The organism is Methylobacterium oryzae, from assembly GCF_036441375.1.
Taxonomy (GTDB): Bacteria; Pseudomonadota; Alphaproteobacteria; order Rhizobiales; family Beijerinckiaceae; genus Methylobacterium; species Methylobacterium oryzae_A.
Genome location: NZ_MLCA01000017.1, coordinates 234,725 through 254,499, shown reverse-complemented (window position 1 = coordinate 254,499; position 19,775 = coordinate 234,725). Strand labels below are relative to the sequence as shown.

Genomic DNA, 19,775 nt, shown 5'->3' with positions numbered 1-19,775 from the left:
CCGCGTCGTGCCGGGCAAGCGCCACGCCGAGGAATAGATGGCCAGGGCAAAGATGGGTGACGAGGCCGCGAACCAGACGACGGTCGAGGGCGAGGTGCTCACCCTCCAAATGGACTGCGGCCGGCTGGCATTGATCGACCGGTCCGATCCCACGCCAGGGAATGGCCTGGCCTCGGCACCGGCCTGCAGACGTGATGGGCCCGCCGTCCGGTAAGTGGATCGTCGCCAATCGGCGGAGCTGGCGCTCGGACAGGAACCAAAGGGCGCCGTGGCGGCTTCGGATCTACACCCCCCAATGCCGGCCAGTTCGACAGGACCCTTCCCATGAACTTGCCCGTCCGTGCCCGATACGCAGCCCATGGCGTGGCCACGCGCGTTGTCGGGCCTTTGCTTCTCGTCGCAGGCATGTCGCTCGCCGCTCCCGCGGCCGCGCAGTCTGCCGTCAGTTCCATCGACCAGCCGACGCCCGCGACCCTGCCGTCGGGAACCTCCACTGCGAAGGACGTCGGGGATGCCCGCCATGAGGGCAATGGCCAAGTCGCGCCACCGGGCGCGATCCAATCCTCGACCGACGTGATGCAGTCCGATGGCTCGGTGCAGTCCAAGGGCCGAGGAAGCAAGACGGATCCGGTCGAGCATCTGCCCAAGGACATGCGCTGACCGTTGATCGTTTGGAACGTTCGTGGGCATCCCCGTGGGAAGCCCGTCAGTCAAGGCCCATCCCTCCGGGGAACCCTCCCGGAGGCTACCTTCGATGTTCTTCGACACCTGGTCCGGCCTGCTCAGGGTCATTGTCGTCGGCCCGTTAGCCTACGTGGCCCTGATCCTGTTCCTGAGGATCTCGGGCAAGCGGACCCTGACCAAGCTCAACGCCTTCGATCTCGTCGTGACCGTGGCGCTAGGCTCGACGCTGTCTTCCATCGTCCTGACCAAGTCCGTGGCACTGCTGGAGGGCGTACTCGCGCTGGCGACGCTGATCGGGCTGCAGTACGTGATCACGTGGTCGAGCGTGCGTTCCGCTTGGGTCAGGTCGCTGATCAAGGCCGAGCCGACACTGCTCGCCCATAAGGGCCACTTGGTCGAGGGCGCGATGCGCCGCCAGCGCATGACCCGGGACGACGTTCTCTCAGCCCTGCGTTCCGAGGGACTGGACGACCTCTCCCAGGCCGCCGCGGTGGTGCTGGAGACCGACGGCTCGATCAGCGTGCTCAAGTCGCTGTCCGACGGTGAGGACAGCCTGAGCGGCGTTCCGTGGCCTGAGGCAAGCTCACCCATGCCTGGCCGGCCGTGAAGGCCGTCATCCTTTATGCCCTCCTCCCGCTCGGCACCGTCCTCGCGGCCGCGAGCCTGATCTCGCTGATCCCCACCGAGTGGTGGGCGGTGCGGCTGCTTGACTTCCCGCGCCTGCCGCTCGCAGCCGCGCTCGCGGCGGTCGCCGTCGGTCTCCTTTGCTTCCTTCGCGAGGCTCGCAGGTCAACCGCGCCGGTTCTCGCACTCGTCGTTTGCGCGCTCGTGGTCGACGTCTGGATCCTGTGGCCGTACTTGCCCACCCGCGGCTTGCGGGTCGACGAGTGCCCGGCCGAGCGCCGACTCTCGGTGCTGGTCGCCAACGTGCAGCTCGGGAACCGCGACGCCCGGCCGTTGATCGGGGCCGTCGGGCGGGAGCGGCCAGACCTGTTCCTCGCGATGGAGACCGACGCGTGGTGGGACGAGGCCCTGAAGCCGGTGCTCGGGTCGATGCCCCATTCCCTGCAGCGGATCACGGGGTCGTACTACGGCATCCACCTGTTCTCGCGGCTTACCCTGGTGAACGGCGAGATCCGCCACCTCGCCGGGCAGGACACGCCGGCGGTCGTGACCGGCGTCACCCTGCGCACCGGGGAGGTCGTCGACTTCGTCGGTGTCCACCCGAAGCCTCCGCAACCCTGGCAATCGGCCAGTGGACGGGACGCCCAGCTCTACGCGGCGGCCGCCTTCCTCCGCGACCGGGTCGAGCCGGGCGTCCTTGCCGGCGACCTCAACGCCACGCCCTGGGAGATCGCGGTGGAGCGCATGGCGAGGCTGTCCGGGTTGATCGACCCGCGTCGCGGCTACGGCTACGTCGCGACCTGGAACGCGCACTCGCCCTGGATGCGTTGGCCGCTCGACCACGTTTTCCACGAGGGAGGCTTCGCGACGGTGTCCATCGAGCGCCTCGACGCGTTCGGCTCGGACCACTTCCCCTATCTCGTCCGTCTCTGCCGCCGGACGGGGGAACACCCGAAGACGCCTCCGCCGCGGGACGCCGATGACGTCGCCACCGCCAACGCGGTGCTCTCGGCCGCCGGGGCAACCGAACGGCTGCAGGCGCGCTAAGCAGATCTTCCAGGAAGCCCCTCGCAGCCCGCTGCGGCATGGGCGAGGGACGCCCATGATCTCCATCTTCGACCTCGCCGCCCTGCTGCTGACGCTGTCGGCCCTGTTCGGCTGGCTGAACCGACGCTTCCTGCGCATGCCGCACAGCATCGGCCTGCTGGTGATGGGCATGCTCGCGTCGCTGTCGCTCGTCGGCCTCGACCTCGCCTTTCCGAGCCAGCACCTTTACGGGGACCTCACGCAGGTCCTCGCCCAGGTCGACTTCACCGAGGTGGTGATGAACGGCATGCTGGCCTTCCTGCTGTTCGCCGGGGCCATGAGCCTGGACCTGCACATGCTCCGCAACCGGGCCTGGCCGGTCGCGACGCTTGCGCTGGTCGGCACCCTGATCTCCACCGCCATCGTCGGAGGCGCGTTCTGGCTGGCGGCCGGCCTCATCGGCCGGCCGGTCCCGCTCGCCTGGGCCCTCGTCTTCGGCGCCCTCATCAGCCCGACCGACCCGGTCGCGGTGCTCGCCACCCTCAAGAACGTGAAGGTGCCGGAGGCGCTGGAGGTCGAGATGCAGGGCGAGGCCCTGTTCAACGACGGGATCGGCATCGTGCTGTTCACGGTGCTGCTCGCCTTCGCGGCCGGGTCCGGGGGCGAGGCCACCAGCGCGGGCGGCATCGCCAAGCTCCTCCTGCAGGAAGCCGGGGGCGGCCTCGCCCTCGGCGTAGTGACCGGCTACGTCGCCTACCGGGCCATGCGGGCGATCGACGACTTCCCGGTCGAGGTGCTGATCACCCTGGCCCTCGTCGCCGGGACCTACGCCCTCGCGCAGAAGCTCGGCGCGAGCGGGCCCCTCGCGGTGGTGGCGGCCGGGCTGCTCGTGGGCGACCGGGCGCCGCGCGACGCGATGAGCGCGGAGACGCAGGGCTACGTCTCCGCGCTATGGACCCTGATCGACGAGGTGCTGAACTCGGTGCTGTTCCTGCTCATCGGACTGGAAGTGCTGGTGTTGCGCTTCGAACTCGGTGGCTTGGCCCTCGCGGCCTGCGCCGTCCCCATCGTCCTCGTCGCCCGCTTGGTGGCCGTCTCGATGCCGCTCCTCGCTTTCCGTTGGGGTGGCAGCCTCTCGCCGCGCAACGTGCCGTTCCTGACCTGGGCGGGGGTACGCGGCGGCATCTCCGTGGCCCTGGCGCTGTCGGTTCCCGAGAGCGACGCCAAGCCCGCGATCCTGGCGGCGACCTACGCGGTGGTGCTGTTCACCATCGTCGTGCAGGGCTCGACGCTCGGCCTCGTCGCCCGGAAGACGCTGCGCGCGACCTAGGCGGTACGGGGCGTCTTCGCGGCGTCGGACGCCCGTGCCGGATTAGGGGTTCGGCCAGATCCGGTGATGCCAGGATACGGCGGGCCCGTGTCGGTTTCGGCGGGGCCAGAGGGCGCGCGCGTGCAGGGCGGGGCCTGGGCCGTCGGGTACCGGAAAAGCCTGGGCGCTACAATCTGGCCGGTCAAGCCGCGAACGGGGGATCTCGCCTATCCGGGACATGGCTGTTCCGCAGGGCAGCCAAGGCCTCGTCGGCGGCGCGTTGCCCGCTGTCGTGGGCACCGTGGGCGGTCGTGAAGTCGAAGGGATGCGTCGCCTCGCCAGCGAAGAAGAGCCGGTTCTCGAACGGTTGGGCCAACCTCGCCCGCGCATCGGATTGCCCCGGCAGCGCGCAACTATACGCGCCGCCGATGGACGCCATACGGCTCCACGAGGTCGCCGCGAGCGGGCGGATCGCCGACGCCACGTCGCTGCCGAACAGGCCGACCAACTCCGACGCCACGAAGGCGAAGCCGGCGGCCGGTCCCTCCTCATCCAGGATGCCTGCGCCCTCGCCACCGAGGAACGCCTCGATGACAGGCCAGCCGTTCGGACGGATCGAATAGGCGGCGGACCTCGGGTCCTTCAGGTTACCGTAGGCATGCGTGTCCGGCCCGAACGCGGTGTCGCGCCCGATCTCAAGAAAGATCTTCTCGTTGCGGCCGAGCGGCAGTGCGGCGGCCGCCTCGCGCCAGGGGTCGACCCCGGAGGGAAGGCGGATCGCGTCGCCGGCCAGGACCGCGGTCGAGACAGTGAGGATGGCGGCCTTTGCCCTGACGGCACCCACGCGGGTGGTCACCTCGACGCCGTCACCCGTCATATCGATCCGTTCGGCGGGCGTAGCCAGCCTGACTGTCGCCGAGGACGGTAGGCTGGCGGCGACGAGGGTGCCGTAGCCGAGCGGCAGGTTCCAGTTCTTGCCCGTCGAGGCGTCGTCGTACGTCAGGTAGTCGGTCGCCGAGATGCACTCCGGCGCGACTCCGCTCATGAACCCTGCGATGGCCCGGACATAGCCGTTCCAGGGGCCGCCCGGCTCCAAGGCATCACTGGCTCGGTCGCTGCCCGGCGCGACCATGCGGAGCCGCTCCTCCCAGTCGCCGTAGGCCCGCCACGCAGCCTTCTGACCGTCCTCGTCCTGGACGATGCCAGGGTGCGCCTTGGTCCAAGGAGGATCGCTACGGTCGACCGTGAACCCTGATGCCTCGGCGATGCCGACCCATGCGTTGCGGTCGCCCGAGTGCAGCCATTCACAGCCTAGGTCCAGGGGGTAGCCTCCAAGGTCCTGCGTGTAGGCTCGCCCTCCGATGCGCGACGACGCCTCAAGCAGCAAGGTCGATGCGGCGCCGGCGGCAAGCCTGCGCGCCGCGCCGATGCCGGCGGCGCCTCCCCCCACGATGACGACGTCGAACTCGCTGGCCATGGGGCCTTAGGTGAGGCCTGCCATCGGACGGGACAACCACTTGAGCATCCGTCTCGACCTCCGGCGGGCTCGGGCGAACGGCCTTCGGGGAGCTGACCCGTAGGCGCCGGAAAGCGGTTCCGGGGTCGGGTAACTGGTCGCGGTTCCCGCTACCACTCGCACGCGTCGACGGCGGCGCTTCCATCGGAACAAACGACGAACCGGCAGGTTGGGCACCTCGACCGGCGGAAAGCCGTGCCTGGCCGCTCCGAGGGAGAACCGTGGCGAAGAACATCGTCGTGTCCTCGGACGGCTCCGGCCAAGAGGGCGGGCCCCGCGAGGAACAGCGGCTCAGCGACGTATACGGGCTCTACCGCGTCTGTCGGGTCGGTCCGGACAGCGGCATCGACCCGCGCGAGCAGACGGACGCCTGCCGGCCCGATGAAAGACCCGGCAGGCGATTGTCTCAGGCCGCCACGAGGTGGCGGGCCTCCTCGATATGCTCGGAACGCTTGCGCCCCAGCATCTCGATGAGCTTGGCCTTGATGGCGCGACGGGCGATGCGGGCTGGCTTGACCTGCCCGGATGCCCAACGCGTCACTGTCGACCAAGAGCAGGGAAGCTCGGCGAGGAGTTCCTCCTTGCCAAGGCCACACTCAAGCGCCTTGGTGACGATGGCCGCGAAATCCTCATCAGCGTCGAAGCGGTCGATCTGTCCGATACGGACATCGAGCAGCCTGAAGCGGAGGTCGTGGATCTCCCTCTCGCTGTCGAGGAATGCAGCCTGCTGCTGACGGTCCATGATCAACCCTCCCGGTTCGGACGGCACCACGCCAGGGAATGTACAGCCCGACGATGCAAGATGCAATGATTGACGCAAGTTGCGGTTCCGGATCCAACCAAGTGAAGCCAACGCTTTTCGTGCTGCGCTACGCGACGGAGGGCGAGCTTGAGCGGCTCATGAACTTCTACCGCGCCAACGCGAAGGTCGCTTCGCCCCCACCCTCCATCGGCTCCCTGAACAAGGCGCTGCAGACGGGCCGGCTGATGGTCATCGAACCCGAGGACGGAGGCGGCTACGTCGCGGCGTCGGCGACGTTCGATTTCTCGCCTGACGGCTTCACGGCCCACGTCGGCGAGCTCTCCGGCACCTGCGTGACGCGGCCCCTCGGGGGTTGCAGGCCCCTCAACGTGCAACGGATGTTCATCGCCGCCCGGGTGGCCGTCCACGCGGTCTTCTCGTCGGAGCCGGAGGAGGGAGGCACCGACACCCTGATCAGCATCGTCAAGCGCGACAACGAAGCGAGCCTGCGCAACATCGAGGCCGCCGGCCTCGTTCCGGCCCCGGCTCTCCCCGACTGGATGGACTACGAGCATCACTCGTGGACGGGCGACGGCGGCGACGGGTGGGCCTACTACCTGGCCACCGCCAGTACGGTCCGGCAGGCGGTCGCCGACCTCGACACCCTCGGCTTCTTCTCGGGCCGCGTCCGCCTTACGCGCGACGACCTCGTCAACGGCGGCGAGGAAGCCATCGAGATCCGGTGCGCCCTCCGGGGCATGGAGATGGCCGAGGCCGACCTGCGCGAAATCGCGGCGGGGCGGCAGCACGTCCACCTGGGCGCCCCCCTGGCCCGGCTCGTACGCCGGTCGGTCAAGTAGCGACCGTGAGCGCTGTCGAGGGACAGGCGACGGCCCGCCGACACGCGGGCCGCAACTTCGAGTTCTCAAAGATGTAAGCTTGGGCGGACGATTCGTGTCGATACCCCCCGCTCGGACAGCCGGAACGGCCACTTGGAATGGCGAAGGTCGACTATCATCGCAATGCCCTGCGCATCCTCTTCATCCTCGTGAGGGGCAGCCGCCCGTACGTCGGTGAGCCCGTCGCGGGATACGACAGGGTCTTCCGGGGCGAGACGAAGGTGCAGGCGCTCGATTTCTGGATGCGCTATCCCGACTACCTGGCCGACGAACTGCTGAGCCTTTACGAGACGACGCGGGACCGGGCCCGCTTCGATGCGGCCGAGCGGATCTTCGCCGACGAGGAGCCCGACCTCCGCCGCGTGCCGATGCTGCGCCGGTATTTCGGTGCCTACGAGCCGCTCGACACCGTCCTGGGCATACTCAAGCTCCGTGGCCTCGTCCTGCCCCGCTCACGCCAGATGGAGACGGGCAACGACGAGCACGATTTCCTCGTCGGCGAACGGGCACCCGCGTTGTTGCGGGAGGCCGTGGCCGCCCTTCCGGACCTCGGATGGTACGACCGCCGCGTCGACCTCGTGCTGGACGTCGCCGGGGGGCGCGGAGGTTACGCCCTCAAGGCCTGCCAACACCGGCAGAAGGAATACCACGATGCGGCGGCCGGCGACTTGATCCCGACGACGGCCGAACGGGTGAGGAAACGACTTGAGCGGCTGAGGGAGGGGGGCTGATGGCCGACGAGATCAAGCGGGTCGACGCGAACACCCTCCTGACGAAGATCGCCGAGAAGGCCCGCAGGGACGTCGATGACGTCCGCTCGGTCCTCGCGAGGCACGGTGTCTCGTACAAGCCGGCCATCGCGGTGCCGAAGCACCTCTGCATCACCTCGCTCGCCTTCACCGGCGAGAAGAAGGGCCAGACGGCGCCCGGACCGGTGGACTTCGCCTGGCGCGATCTCTCCCCGGGACTCATGGCCATCGTCAGCGACCGGAACTTCAGGGGCAAGACCACTCTCCTCGCGTTGATGAGGTGGTGCCTGACGGGGCGCCGCGGCAAAGGCGTCCCGACCGAGTTCGCGGAGACGTTCCATACCCTGACGATGACGTTCACGCTCGACGGTCAGGCCTACGAGGTGGAAGTGACCGACGCCGTCGCACAGGTCGGCACCCTTTGGCGCCTTGATGGCGGCAACCGCCTCGCGCAGGACGCCTTCTCGTCCCCGGACGGCTTCGAGGCCATGATGTCGGGCTTCTTCATGGGCCAGTTGGGTCTGCAGATGCTCGTCACCCACGTCGACCGTGGGGACAAGGGCGTGGACCAACCACACGATTGGGTTTGGCTCTCGGGGGCGATGGTGATCGAGCCGGCCCCCGACAACCTGTTCGGGAACTACCAAGCCCTCGGCGCCCGCATGATGCAGATGTACCTCGGCGTGCCGTGGACGAACGCCGTCAATGACGTCCAGGCTGCCCAGACGAGGATCGAGATCGAGGGTCGCCAAGCGGCCTCGGAAACGGAGCGCACCAGGGAGCGCCGCAGGGCCAGGATCGAGGAGATCGAGGCGGAGATCGCCGGGTTGCGCCGGAAGCTGGCGGGTTTGCCCAGCGCAGAGAAGCAGAGGGTCGACCTCGCGGACGCGAACCGGCGCTTCGCGGAGGCCCAAGGCCGGTTGCGCTCCGCAGTTCGGTCGCTGGCCGTCGCAACGGAGGACCGGGAGGCCGCAAAGCACGCCCACGATGCCGCCCGGCGCGACCTGCGCGAATTCCGGGAAGGCCGCGCGGCGAAGAGGGTCTTCCGTTCGCTCGACCCGGTCTGCTGCCCACGTTGTGACGAGAAGTTCGACGACGAGCGCAAGCAGGCCAACCACCACGATCAAACTTGCTTGGTGTGCGGCACGCCCGAGCGGCCCGAGGGCAACCCGACCCAGCAGGAAGCCGGCCTGAAGGACGCGGTGGCGGCCGCGGAGCAGGGATTGACCTCGCAGGACCGCCGGAAGGAGGCGCTCGGCAAGGCCGCCGACGCGGCCCGGACCGATATGCGCCGCGCGGAATCCGATGCGCGGACCCTGGAGACCGCCCTCGCGGAACCGTCATCGGCCTACCCCTTGGAGCTTGAGCTCGCGCGGCTGGAAGCGCGCAAGGAGGAACTCGGCGTCGAGGAGGCCAAACCTCCGGAAACGACGGACGACCAGAAGGTCCTGCAAATCGCCGAACGGGTGACCAAGGCTGCCTACAAGCCCTTGCAGGACGACCTGCTCGCCGAGGTCTCCGCCCTGATCAAGGATTATGCCGTCCGCTTCGGCGTCGTGAGCCTGGAAGAGGCCAAGCTCCTCGGCAACACGAACCTCAGGATGCGGAAGAACGGAGGAGAGGCCTACTTCGGGACGCAGACCGAGGGCGAGCGGGCGCGGCTGAAGATCGCCGCGACGATTGCCATCATCAAGGTCGCGGAGCGGCGGGGGCTCGGACGCCATCCCGGGGTGCTGCTCATCGACTCGCCCGGCTCGAACGAGATGGTGGACCGCGACTACTCGAACCTCATCGCGGGGCTGGCGGAGGTCGCTAAGGAGATCCCGCACCTGCAGGTTTTCGTGACGGCCGCCAGCAACGACACGATCCGGGGCCATGTGCCTCGCGAGCGCCTGCTGTACGCTGAGGGCGACGAATACCTCTGGTGAGACCGTGCAGGCACTCGACGCCACGATGGAAGCGGCGCTCCGCGACGGCCGGACGCCCTCGGCCGCGGAATTCGGCGGCATCGCCGCCATCCTCGCCTCGGCGGATGGCATCGCGCATTCGCACTTCGTGCCGGAGTACATGGCGTTGGTCCTCGACGAGGCCGACCTCGACGACCCGGGCGTGCATGCCTTCTCGCGAGGCGTCGTCCAGGGTCTCGACGGCGACATCGGCATCAACGCCCTCGTCGATCTGGTAGCGGAGCGTCCCCCTCTGCCGGTCGCGGTCGAGGCCGTTTGGTTCAAGCGGTGGCTTGACCTCGCCCAGGACCGCACGGCCGCCGCCGGCGCGAGGACCGCCGCCTTGCGGGGGGCGCTGCTGACCAAGCGTCAGGACGCCCGTCGCTCGCTTCGATTGTCGTCCGTCATCGCCGATTGCGCCATCGACGACGAACCGGCCTTCCTGGCGCATGCCGCCCGGATAGCAGGACTGCTGCACGCCGAGAGCCCGAGCGAGGCGCTCCTCGACTTCCTCAACGACCTGCTCGAAGTCTCCGATGCAGCCGATGAGGCGTCGTTCGAGCTCGGCATGGAACGGGTCGGGCACGCGCTCCAGGCAGGTTCCGGACGCGACGTGCTGGCCCGGTTGCGCGAGGCGAGGATGCGGTTCGACGCTTCCGCGTCCGGACGGGAAGCGCGGGCGGATGCCCGTGTGCTGTCGCTGGCGATTGGGCTGCTGGACGACTTCTTCGAGGAGCGGGTCGGCGGTTGGACGGAACGCCTGGAGGAACTCCGTCGGGAGGCGTTCGCGCACTCGGCATACGCGATCCAGGAGGGCGACTTCCTAAACGGGGCCAAGGAGGCCGAGGTATCGGCCTGGGCATCGCTGGCCGTCAGGCTCGGGTCGCTCGCCGACAGCCTCGAAGAACCGGCGTGGTGGAACGCGACGCACATCATCGAGAACGAGTTGCTCGCCGTCTACTCGGCGAACCGCACCCTCTTCCGGCGTTCGGTCGATGGCGGCCTCGAATATTTGGTCCGTCCGCGGATCGAGGGCTACTACGCCCGGCATCGTGACCAGCTCTACGCCTTGCGGGGCTGGCTGAAGGCGCGGGGCTGCTCGGAGCTCGGCACGGCCGCAGCGGACCTGATCGCCAGGACCGACGCGGCGCTCGGGAGGGGGGATGACCCGGACCCTCCCGGGGCGGCGGCCGCAAGCCCCACGGTCGTCGCCGTCCTTGAGCAGGGCGAAACACCCTACGATCTTCGTGAGAAATTCCTCCGGGATGTCATTGCCGACGTGAACTACGTCGAGTTCAAGCAAATAACACCGCCCGTCATGGAGGCGGTTCAGACCGTCCTGCATGCCTTCGAGGGGCTCCCGTATTTCGACAACCCGAACGTCAGGGTCTTCGTGCGGGCAGTCGTGGTCAAGACGCTACTGTTCCTCAAGAGCCGCATGGACCCGAGCCCTGGCGTCGACCCGACCGTCAGCTACCTCTTCATTCGAGAGGGGGAGCCAAACCCCCTGGAGAAGTCCCTCCAGCAGGACTTCATGCGGTTCTTGCAGAACTCGATGCTCGGCTCGGTGGATGAGGTTCGAGGCATTGCGGCGGGACGGGCCGACGTCATGCACCAATTCGAGGGCATCCGGTTCATCACCGAGATCAAGCGGGAGGAGGAGGATGCGTCGTTCGAGAACCTGATCGCCTCCTACGGTGCCCAGACCACCCTCTACCAGAACACCAACATCCCCATCGGGATACTCCTGGTCCTCGACCTGACCACCCGGGACGGCCTGTCGGGGCACTTCAGGACGCTCTACCGAACGGTGGTCGGCGACCTGCTGCGGGACGGCACCACCAGGGGAGTTCTCATCGTGAAGGTGCCGGCGCGGAGGGTCGATCCGAGCACGGCCACCGCGGAGGCCACTCGCAGGATCTCCAAGGCGAGGACAGCCTCTAAACGAGCCGGCAAGCTCGCCGCGAAAGCCCCAAAAGGTCCTACGACACGGAAGGTCGCCGCGTCCCCGCCGCCGCGTCCCCGCGGTCGGCGCAAGATCGACGCGACGCCAGGAGGGAGCGCCTAGCCCGCGAGGAGATCTCGGCGAGCGTTCGTCCGTCCCCGCCCAGGGTTCACTGGACTTTGGAGGGCGCACCCGGTTTTACCCGGGATCCACATCGCCCAGGCTTTTCTACTCAGATGCAGTGGGCATTGCTTGACCGGCGTTAACCGAGCTGATTGGTTTGCCTGCGCCACGGCGCCGATACATGCCGTCCGAGGGTTTTCCCGGCCGCCACGCGAGGACCACGTCCGCCATGCCTCCCCTCGACCGCCTCATAACTGGAGCCGACGTCCGGCCGGCGGTCGCGCGGAGCGCCCGCGCCGCCACCGGCCGACCCATCGACCTCCCCTCGATCCCAACCGGGGCCTGACCGGCGCGAGCACGCGCCCGGCGGCCCGACGGAGGCTGCCGTGTCCCCCGATTTCCATGACCCCGACAGGCTCGTCGGGCAGATCTTCGAGCAACTCGCCACCTGCCGCGCCGAGATGGGCCGGGCCTCGCTCCAGAGGGTCGCGACCGCGCTGCGCGTCGCGCTCGGCGCCGCCGTGCTCAGCGAGGCCGAGCGCCAGGCCGCTTCGCTGGCAGAGCGCATCGGCGGCCCCCGGCCGGGCGACGTCCGCGTGACTGCCCATGCCCGGCGCACCACCGGCGAGCCGTTCGACGAGAGCATCGAGCCGTAACGAAGAGCCCGAGGAGGAACCCGTGTTCCCGTTCCCCATAGCGACGCCGCCCGGCCGGAAACCGGCCGCCGCCGTCGCCAACCTTTCCCGATCATCCCGCGAGGCCTGACCGGCGCGCCCGAGTGCGTGCGGCCGCCTCGCGCTGGAGGCCGCCATGCCCAAGCAGACCCGCAAGACCGCCCGCACGCCCAAGCCGCCGAGGCGGCTCGCCCCCGCGACCGTCGCGGCCCCGCCGACCGAGGCCGACACCTTCGAGGACTTCCCCATCGAGCCCGCCGTCGAGGGCTTCGGCGGAGCCGCCGCGAACCTCCGCGTCACCACGCTTCTGGCGATGGCGATGATCCAGGACGCCATGAGGCCGGCCGACCTCCGGCGCATCGCCAGGGCCCGCGGCCTCGCCGTCGTCATCGGCGTGCCGGGCCCCGACTGGGTCGATCCGGTCGCGCGCGCGATGCAGAAGGTCGGTGACTGGAACGAGGTGATCAAGCGCCAGGGCGCCTCCCGCCAAGAGCGCCCGGAGGTTGGGTGCGAAGGCGTCGCCGAGGCGCTCGGGGCCGGCCGGAACGTCTGCGGGGTAAGCAATGCCCCGGAGCGTTACCTCCCCTCGAACCTCGTCGGCTTGGCCGACATCCGCCTCGACCTGCAGTCCCCGAGCCCCCGGGCCCTGCGTACCGCCATCCGGCTCGCGACCGGCTCGCGGCCCGGGCCCATCCCGCGCGGCATCGCGTCCGGGCTGCCGTTCGCGACGCTGGCAGGCTGCATCCGCCGCGGCAGCTCCGGCCGGGCCTGCGTCCGCCGCATCGAGGCAGCCGCCCGGGCCGTGACGACCTTCGACCCCGGCGTCGCCGACGTGAGGCCCATCGAGGAATGCCATGGCTACGACGAGGGCGGCTCGAAGGCCTGGGCCCTCGGGTTGGTCGCGGCGATGGAGGAGTATCGGGCCGGTATTCGACCGTGGAGCAGTATCGAGGACAGGAACATCGTGCTGGCGGGTGATCCAGGCGTGGGCAAGTCTTCGTTCGCCCGCAGTGTAGCCAAGTCATTGAAGCTGCCTCTTTTCTCGACGAGCGTCTCGTCCTGGTTCGCATCGACCGGCGGATACCTCAACGAGATCATCCGTCAGGTCGATACGGTCATCGGCCAGGCATCCGCCGCCGGACATGCCGTGCTTGTACTTGAGGAGATCGACTCGATCCCCAACAGGTCTACAGTAGATCCGAGAAATAGGGAGTATTGGGTCGCTTTGACGAGCCATATTCTCACATCCCTGGACTCTGCGATGTCCGGATCTACTTCGCAGTTGATCATCATTGGCGCGACCAATTTCCCTGAGCGGCTGGACGAGGCCTTGGTCAGGCCCGGGCGCCTCAACAGGATCGTGAGGGTCGGCAGGCCCGACGCCGCGGCCACCGCGGGCATCCTGAGGCAGCATCTCGGGTCCGACCTTCAGGATGTCGACCTCGGGCCCGTCGCCGCCATCGGCGCCGGCGCGACCGGGGCGGAGATCGCGGGCTGGGCGAAGGGAGCCCGGGCGACGGCCAGGGTCGCCGGCCGGCCTATGACCCACGCCGACCTCGTCGCGCAGGTCGCCCCGCCGGAGACCCGGGACGCAGAGGAGGTCCTGGGCATCGCCCGCCACGAGGGGGCCCATTGCGTGGCGGGCCACCTGACCCGGAGCTCGGACGTGGAAACCGTCTCGACCGTGCCGGTCGGCCCTTACGCCGGGCTGACGCGCAGCCGGGTTCGCGTCCGGTCGAGCGTCAGGCGGAGCGACCTCGACGATTACGTCGTGACCCTGCTGGCCGGCCGGGCCGCCGACGCGCTCTGGGGCAGCGTCCACAGCGGCTCCGCCGGCCAGCCCGGATCGGACCTCGCCGCCGCGACCCGGCTCGTCGCCGCCGCCCATGCCTCCTACGGTCTGGGGGACTCGCTCGCATGGCTCGGCGACGAGGACGAGGCCATGGCTCTCGTGAGGACCAACGACGCCTTCCGGCTCCGCGTGGAGGAAGACCTGATCGTCCTCCAGGAACGCGCGGACGCGCTCGTGCGCGCGCACGCCGGGACCATCGACGCCGTGGCGGCGCTGCTGGTGAGCCGGCGCGTCCTCTCCGGCGACGAGGTCAGGCGCATCATCGCCAAGCACGGTGCCTGCCCGGTCCCGGCGCTTTCCCGGGAGGGCGTCGATGCGTGACGTGGACGCCCTGCTCGGCGAGACCGTCGCGGCGCTCGTGCGCGCCGGTCGGGTGCTGCATCCGGAATGGTTGGCCGTCCTCCTGGAGTACGTGTCCGACGAGACCGAGGCGGCCTTGCTGGAACACGACGCGCGCACGAGGGGCGCCCGTCGCCGCTCGTCCGCCTCCGGGTCCGTCATCGCCTTCCCGGGAATGGCTCCCGGGAAGGCGTCACCCCGGGAACCCACCGACGGAAAGGCCTGAAACGATGGCCGACGGCCCGCCCGGACTTATCCACAAGGAGCTCGGTGTCCCTAACCAGCGACGCGGTCGGCGGTCGGTTTCCTGTCCGGCGAAGAGTCAAGCGGGCACCCGCTTCGGGAAGCCGGGAAGGTTAAGGCCGGGTTGCCGGAAAACCGCACCGACGGGGTCGGCGCCGGTCAAGCCGTTGCCGGCAGCTGCATTTCGTGCCGGACGGGGATCCGCCCCTGGTCGCCCGGACCAGGATGCCGAACCGTCGCCGGACCGTGGACCGGAGTATTGGGCGTCCCGTGCTGCGCGAAAAGACTGCGGCCGGGCCGGCCAACCTACCAAGCGACTCTCGGGACTCGTCTTTTTACGCTGAAGTCGCTGGTTCGAGCGGTGTCTTGAGACGCGAAACGACTTGAGCGAACACGATGCCACGCCGGGCGGCAGAGCCTTCCGGCCAGGGCCGACGGGACATCATCCGGCCCGACCACCCGGGGCCTCGCCCCGGGTCAAGAGAAAGCCCCCGACGGGTCTCCCCGACGAGGGCTTACGGGCCGCAAGGCCATGACATCCGCCGGCGTCCGCCCCCTCGGGGGCTGCGCCAGAACAGAACCGGGCGGCTTCCATGCAGGGAGGCTGCCGCGACAAGGAAGGCCTACCGCAGTGAGGACTCGGCAGCAAGGCTCCGGAGCGACCGGGGCCAATGGATACACAAGCTCCGTCAGGAGCCGGGGAAGGTCGCCCCCCGACGCCCCGACGAGGGCGGAGCATCTGGCCGCCCTCGCGCTCTGGCGCCGGGCCCTCGCCCTCGGCGCGGGAACCCGGGTGGCCGGCAGGGACGGCTCGCCCCCCGGGCCGATGCTCGACCTGCTCCTGAGGGCGTGCAGGGGGCGCCTCCAGAGGCACCTCTTCCTGCCCCGCCGTCTGGACGACCGGTACCTGTGCCGGATCGTCTCGATGAAGGAGCGCGACCTTCTCCGCCGGGCGGCGGAGGAGGCGCCCCCTGCGCCTTCGGCCGCGCCGATAGCGCCGAAACGCTGAGACCAACCCACCGTCACCGGAGGTGAACGGCTCGGGCTGCCGCCCGGGCCCGCTCTCCAGCCATGCCTTGAGGGCGGCGGGTACGCCCGCCGCCGGCCACGGACCAACCCAAGCGCCCATTCTCGTCGCCCGTCCGGGCGCAGACCAATCGAGGACAAGACCGTGATGATGTTTCAACTCGCCCCGTCGCCGGGGCGTGAAGGGGAAGCCGTGTCCGCGTTCGCGGATGGCGACCTCGTCGACATGCTGCAATCGGCCAAGAGCCTGGCCGAGATCGCCGACATGCTCGGCATCAGCATCCGGCAGGTCCAGAACCACGTCGACGACGGTTCACTCGTCGCCGTGGACCTCGGGCGCGGAAGCGCCCGGAGGGACCTCCGCATCCTCGACGCCGACCTCCAGGGCTTCCTCGTCCGGCGCCGGACGTCCGCCGCGAAGGTCGCGACCTTCCAGGACGCCCGCGACGCCCGTCCGAAGCCGCTCGGCGAAAATCCGACCTTCGCCGAGCGCCGCGCATCGCGGAAGGCCCGGCAAACCCGCTGACCCCTGATCGGGCATCCCGCCCACCCAACCGAATCGGAGCACGTCATGGCACGAAAGAGCGAAATCAGCGTCTACAAGCCGAAGGGCTCGGACGTCTTCCACTGCCGCATCAGCATCGACGGCGAGCGCAAGAGCAAGTCGACCGGCTGCGCCAACAAGCGGGACGCCGAGGCGTGGGCGAAGCGCTGGAAGTCCCATCGAGTGAAGAAGGCCGAGGAAAAGGCGGAGAACCCGGGCGGCCACATCGGCTTCCTCGCGGCGGTCAACCGTTTCATGGCGGAGAAGGGCGACAATCTCGCCGCCGCGGCCGACGTCGAGACGTTCTTCATTTGGCTCGTCGACGAGATCGGCGAGGACACGCCCCTCGTCGACATCAACGACGATTTGGTGACGAGGCTCGTCGCGAAGCGCAGCCTGGATTACCGGTGGGGACGCCAGAAGGCCGGCCACGTCGCCCCGATCTACGTCCAGAGGGCGGTGGTCGACCGGCTCCAGTCGCTGAGCACGTGGGCGAAGAAGAAGTGGAAGGTCAAGCTGCCGGACGAACCGGATTGGCCGAGTTTCTACGTCAAGATCCAGCGGCGGACGCGCACGATGTCCTTTGCCGAGGAGGAGGCGATCTTCAAGGTCGCGGGCGACTTGGCTCCGATCATCGAGTTCTCGCTACTGAGCGGTGTCCGAAGGGAGGATGCCATCCTGCGCTGGTCGCAGGTGGATTGGGATACGCGCATCATCAGTCTGATGCACAAGGGAAAGGTGTGGCATCAGGTCAAGATCACCAAGAACATCCGGCGCCTGCTCGAATCGGTCAGGGGACACCACGACGAGTTCGTGTTCACCACGACGCACGAGTGCCGGGAACGCGCCGGCCGCCGGGTCCCGGTCACCTACAAGAGCTACGCCTACTTCTTCGAAAAGGTGTGCCGCCGCGCCGGGGTCAAGGGTCTGACCATCCACGACCTACGGCGTACGTGCGGCGAGCGGATGTACCGGGAGACGCACGACCTCGCCGGGGTCAGCAGGTTCCTCGGGCACGCGAACGTCGGTGTGACGGAGAAGTTCTACGTCTACGTCACGCTCGACGATGTCGAGGAACGCCAGGAAGCGATGGAAGACGCGCGCGACCGGGCGTTGGAGGAGCGGCGGCGACGCAACGACGGTTGCTGAACCGGCACCCGATCCATCGGCCAGGCCGTCCCTTCGGGGGCGGCCTTTTTTCGTTTGCGCTTGACCCGCCTTCGCCCGGGATGGCGTGCCACCGCACCGCGAACCATATGGCCGGTGTTCGGCAGCGGCGTGCATGCCACTGTTGGATGTCCGCCAGGCAGCAGCGAAGATGGCCATGCCCGAGATGACCGATCCGACGCCCGCGATGGTGTCGTTCGAACAAGCCCTGAGGAATGGACAGGTCGGCGTCCGGCGGTGTGAGCTTGATAGGGATCTCTACGTCTACGCCGACGCCGTGAACGGCGTGCAGCGGTTTGCCTATGTTAGGCTTGACGGCGCGACCGTTACGGCCTTCGTGAACGCCGCCCTCGCTCCACCTGTGGAGGGGCTTCCGTGTTTCCAGTTCGGCTGCGCCGTGCCGGAGCGGTTCCGGCGCCGGGGGCTCGCCACCTCCACCCTCAAGGCCGCCATCGCCGAGATGCGCAACGGCTTCGGACGCGCCGGCATCAAGGCGTTCTATGTCGAGGGCATCGTCCACGTGGACAATGTCGCCTCCCGCCGCGTCTCGGAACGGGCGATCTCGACCGACCCTGTCCCAGTGACCGACGCGCCCACCGGCCTGCCGGCGCTGCAATACATCCGGAAGATCGAAGCCTAAGCGCTTCGTCCAGGGCTTCGCCTGTAGCGCAGCCGCTCAGGTAACGTCCCTCAGATCTCGTTACCGGCTGAGCGGCTCTCGCTTAGGGCCTCATGGCGGACGGGCATCCACTCATTCGAGACAACCGAGGCGGGGCTGAGCAGGATGCCAGGCGACAGATACAACAGGCCGGGACGCAGCGAGCCACGATGGCACGACATGTCGGGACATCTCGTCCACGTCGTGCGTGGGGACTCGTCAAGCGAAGCCTACGGCAACATCATCTCAATCCTTGCAACCGGCACCCTCCAGGCCCGAAACCCATTCGGGGCGGCAAGGGCTGTCGCCCCCGAGCCAGCCAGCCAGAACTGCGTCTGCTTCTCGGAAATCCCCGTTGAGCTGATCGGTAGGGTGATCGCACGGCGTCTGCCGCCGGACCGGTCCGCGTGGCACGGGATAGCGTTCACCAAAGAATTCCTCGTCGCGAGGGGCGGCGGACCGATCATGTACGCGTACGACGGCACGCCCCAGTCGGAGGCGCTCGATGCCCTCATGAGGCGAGCGCGAGCTTCAAACGACCCGTCAATCGATCCGGTCTGGCGCCTGACCCCGTTCGTCGACCTGCCCGGCCGGAGAGGCTCCTATTACTTCGAGTGGGAGCGCGAGTGGCGGCACGTCGGAGACCTCACCTTCGCGCCGGAGGACGTCGCGTTCCTGCTCATGCCGGAGGAATTCCACGAGGCCGCGAGGGGGTTCTTCGACGACGCCTACCGAGAGCATTCGGGGCCCGCCTACTTCTGCCCCTTCCTCGACGCTTCGTGGACGCGCGAGCAGTGCGAGAGGGAGTTGGCGCTAGGATCCTTCACGCCGCATTTCGACGGCGCTCGGCGAGGGGCGTGATGATCCCCGGCTGCGCTGTTTGCCCCAGCTTGCGGCCCTCCTTGACCAGAGGCTGCATAGACACACGGACCGCAGACTCTAGCACCCCGAGTCATCGCAAGTTATGACTGCACGCATCGGCAGCATCCGGAATGGCAAAGAGGGCCAATTTGCCATTCGATGTGGCAATGACATAGCTAAGTCCAAGAGATATAAAGCCATAAATTGTTGGGTTACAATGTCCAGTTCGGCCAGGGCGCGGGCATCGTGCTCGGCGTCGAGACCGACATCCAGTACGCCGATCTAAATAATCGTCGCCGTGATGGCGGCTTTTATTCCTTCGGCCCCGGCGCCGTGTCGAGCTCGGTCGTGTTCGTCGACCCGACCGGCAACCGCGGCGTCGACTGGTTCGGCACAGTCCGCGGCCGCATCGGTTACGCCTTCGACCGCGTCCTGGTGTACGGCACCGGTGGCTTCGCCTACGGCGGCGGCGGCTCGGACAACCAGCTCGCCTACGGCCGCGACAACGACACCCGCATCGGCTACGCGGTGGGCGGCGGCGTCGAGTACGCCATCCCGACCGGCTCGTTCCTGAACTTCTTCAACTCGAACGCCGTGACCGTGAAGGTCGAGGGCCTGTACGTCGACCTGGAGCGTGACAGCCGCAAGTCCGCCGGTTCCATCTTCGCGTACGATACGGCCACCAACACCCCGTACGTGGCCGTGGGCAACAAGCGCGCCGACGACACCCAGTTCGCCGTCGTCCGCGCCGGCCTGAACTACAAGTTCGGCAGCTACTAGGACCTTGGTCCTTGGTTAGGCTTCGGTCACGCGAGAGAAGCAAGCTGACCGAGGCCTAACCTGCGCTG

At 68.5% G+C, this 19,775-nt stretch carries 18 protein-coding genes; 16 read left to right on the top strand and 2 right to left on the bottom strand.

Annotation, left to right across the window (positions count from 1 at the left end; all coding sequences use genetic code 11):
* Positions 1 to 324: 324 nt before the first annotated feature.
* The 4 genes from MOTC310_RS31860 (at position 325) to MOTC310_RS31845 (ending at position 3,664) form a co-directional block, all read left to right on the top strand.
* The gene (locus MOTC310_RS31860; protein WP_331304663.1) at positions 325 to 660 is read left to right on the top strand and encodes a hypothetical protein; all 336 of its coding nucleotides are present in this window, start codon (positions 325 to 327) and stop codon (positions 658 to 660) included.
* Between the two features lie 94 nt (positions 661 to 754).
* Positions 755 to 1,291, top strand: a complete 537-nt coding sequence (locus tag MOTC310_RS31855) for a DUF421 domain-containing protein (protein WP_331304662.1) — start codon at positions 755 to 757, stop codon at positions 1,289 to 1,291.
* Complete coding sequence (locus MOTC310_RS31850) at positions 1,288 to 2,355, top strand: endonuclease/exonuclease/phosphatase family protein (protein ID WP_331304661.1); 1,068 nt, start codon at positions 1,288 to 1,290, stop codon at positions 2,353 to 2,355. The genes MOTC310_RS31855 and MOTC310_RS31850 overlap by 4 nt, the downstream gene beginning before the upstream one ends.
* A gap of 55 nt (positions 2,356 to 2,410) precedes the next feature.
* Positions 2,411 to 3,664 carry a cation:proton antiporter gene (locus tag MOTC310_RS31845; RefSeq protein ID WP_331304660.1) on the top strand — a complete coding sequence of 418 codons (1,254 nt, stop codon included), beginning with the start codon at positions 2,411 to 2,413 and terminating at the stop codon, positions 3,662 to 3,664.
* Between the two features lie 181 nt (positions 3,665 to 3,845).
* Here the strand turns inward: MOTC310_RS31845 and MOTC310_RS31840 are convergent, their stop codons facing one another.
* Together MOTC310_RS31840 and MOTC310_RS31835 are read right to left on the bottom strand one after the other, a co-directional pair.
* Positions 3,846 to 5,120, bottom strand: a complete 1,275-nt coding sequence (locus tag MOTC310_RS31840; RefSeq protein WP_331304659.1) for a flavin monoamine oxidase family protein — start codon at positions 5,118 to 5,120, stop codon at positions 3,846 to 3,848.
* Positions 5,121 to 5,565: 445 nt separating this feature from the next.
* Positions 5,566 to 5,901 (bottom strand): hypothetical protein, encoded by a 336-nt coding sequence (locus MOTC310_RS31835; RefSeq protein WP_331304750.1) that lies wholly within the window; start codon positions 5,899 to 5,901, stop codon positions 5,566 to 5,568.
* A gap of 101 nt (positions 5,902 to 6,002) precedes the next feature.
* Between MOTC310_RS31835 and MOTC310_RS31830 the strand changes: the two genes are divergently transcribed.
* From MOTC310_RS31830 to MOTC310_RS31775, 12 genes are all read left to right on the top strand, one after another.
* Positions 6,003 to 6,761: a hypothetical protein gene (locus MOTC310_RS31830; protein ID WP_331304658.1), complete on the top strand. Its 759-nt coding sequence runs from the start codon at positions 6,003 to 6,005 to the stop codon at positions 6,759 to 6,761.
* A 137-nt stretch (positions 6,762 to 6,898) separates the two neighbouring features.
* Complete coding sequence (locus MOTC310_RS31825) at positions 6,899 to 7,531, top strand: hypothetical protein (protein ID WP_331304657.1); 633 nt, start codon at positions 6,899 to 6,901, stop codon at positions 7,529 to 7,531.
* Positions 7,531 to 9,477, top strand: coding sequence for a hypothetical protein (locus MOTC310_RS31820; protein WP_331304656.1), 1,947 nt, complete (start codon positions 7,531 to 7,533; stop codon positions 9,475 to 9,477). The genes MOTC310_RS31825 and MOTC310_RS31820 overlap by 1 nt, the downstream gene beginning before the upstream one ends.
* 4 nt (positions 9,478 to 9,481) lie before the next feature.
* Entirely contained in the window at positions 9,482 to 11,563 is a 2,082-nt protein-coding gene (locus MOTC310_RS31815) for a hypothetical protein (protein ID WP_331304655.1), read from the top strand.
* Between the two features lie 386 nt (positions 11,564 to 11,949).
* Positions 11,950 to 12,219, top strand: a complete 270-nt coding sequence (locus tag MOTC310_RS31810; RefSeq protein WP_331304654.1) for a hypothetical protein — start codon at positions 11,950 to 11,952, stop codon at positions 12,217 to 12,219.
* Between the two features lie 154 nt (positions 12,220 to 12,373).
* Positions 12,374 to 14,410: an AAA family ATPase gene (locus MOTC310_RS31805; protein WP_331304653.1), complete on the top strand. Its 2,037-nt coding sequence runs from the start codon at positions 12,374 to 12,376 to the stop codon at positions 14,408 to 14,410.
* Positions 14,403 to 14,654: a hypothetical protein gene (locus MOTC310_RS31800; RefSeq protein ID WP_331304652.1), complete on the top strand. Its 252-nt coding sequence runs from the start codon at positions 14,403 to 14,405 to the stop codon at positions 14,652 to 14,654. The genes MOTC310_RS31805 and MOTC310_RS31800 overlap by 8 nt, the downstream gene beginning before the upstream one ends.
* Before the next feature lie 1,236 nt (positions 14,655 to 15,890).
* Positions 15,891 to 16,223 (top strand): hypothetical protein, encoded by a 333-nt coding sequence (locus tag MOTC310_RS31795; protein ID WP_331304651.1) that lies wholly within the window; start codon positions 15,891 to 15,893, stop codon positions 16,221 to 16,223.
* A 45-nt stretch (positions 16,224 to 16,268) separates the two neighbouring features.
* Complete coding sequence (locus MOTC310_RS31790; protein WP_331304650.1) at positions 16,269 to 17,390, top strand: tyrosine-type recombinase/integrase; 1,122 nt, start codon at positions 16,269 to 16,271, stop codon at positions 17,388 to 17,390.
* Between the two features lie 175 nt (positions 17,391 to 17,565).
* Positions 17,566 to 18,048, top strand: coding sequence for a GNAT family N-acetyltransferase (locus tag MOTC310_RS31785; RefSeq protein ID WP_331304649.1), 483 nt, complete (start codon positions 17,566 to 17,568; stop codon positions 18,046 to 18,048).
* Positions 18,049 to 18,246: 198 nt separating this feature from the next.
* Positions 18,247 to 18,927 (top strand): hypothetical protein, encoded by a 681-nt coding sequence (locus MOTC310_RS31780; protein ID WP_331304648.1) that lies wholly within the window; start codon positions 18,247 to 18,249, stop codon positions 18,925 to 18,927.
* Positions 18,928 to 19,131: 204 nt separating this feature from the next.
* A complete protein-coding gene (locus MOTC310_RS31775; protein WP_331304647.1) occupies positions 19,132 to 19,707 on the top strand; it encodes an outer membrane protein in 576 nt (191 codons plus the stop codon).
* The last annotated feature ends 68 nt before the right edge of the window (positions 19,708 to 19,775 follow it).

Excerpts from the sequence above, each read along its gene's own strand:
- MOTC310_RS31860 (WP_331304663.1), top strand. The coding sequence starts at position 325 with ATGAACTTGCCCGTCCGTGCCCGATACGCAGCCCATGGCGTGGCCACG.
- MOTC310_RS31855 (WP_331304662.1), top strand. The coding sequence starts at position 755 with ATGTTCTTCGACACCTGGTCCGGCCTGCTCAGGGTCATTGTCGTCGGC.
- MOTC310_RS31845 (WP_331304660.1), top strand. The coding sequence starts at position 2,411 with ATGATCTCCATCTTCGACCTCGCCGCCCTGCTGCTGACGCTGTCGGCC.
- MOTC310_RS31840 (WP_331304659.1), bottom strand. The coding sequence starts at position 5,120 with ATGGCCAGCGAGTTCGACGTCGTCATCGTGGGGGGAGGCGCCGCCGGC.
- MOTC310_RS31835 (WP_331304750.1), bottom strand. The coding sequence starts at position 5,901 with ATGGACCGTCAGCAGCAGGCTGCATTCCTCGACAGCGAGAGGGAGATC.
- MOTC310_RS31825 (WP_331304657.1), top strand. The coding sequence starts at position 6,899 with ATGGCGAAGGTCGACTATCATCGCAATGCCCTGCGCATCCTCTTCATC.
- MOTC310_RS31820 (WP_331304656.1), top strand. The coding sequence starts at position 7,531 with ATGGCCGACGAGATCAAGCGGGTCGACGCGAACACCCTCCTGACGAAG.
- MOTC310_RS31805 (WP_331304653.1), top strand. The coding sequence starts at position 12,374 with ATGCCCAAGCAGACCCGCAAGACCGCCCGCACGCCCAAGCCGCCGAGG.
- MOTC310_RS31800 (WP_331304652.1), top strand. The coding sequence starts at position 14,403 with ATGCGTGACGTGGACGCCCTGCTCGGCGAGACCGTCGCGGCGCTCGTG.
- MOTC310_RS31790 (WP_331304650.1), top strand. The coding sequence starts at position 16,269 with ATGGCACGAAAGAGCGAAATCAGCGTCTACAAGCCGAAGGGCTCGGAC.
- MOTC310_RS31785 (WP_331304649.1), top strand. The coding sequence starts at position 17,566 with ATGCCCGAGATGACCGATCCGACGCCCGCGATGGTGTCGTTCGAACAA.
- MOTC310_RS31780 (WP_331304648.1), top strand. The coding sequence starts at position 18,247 with ATGTCGGGACATCTCGTCCACGTCGTGCGTGGGGACTCGTCAAGCGAA.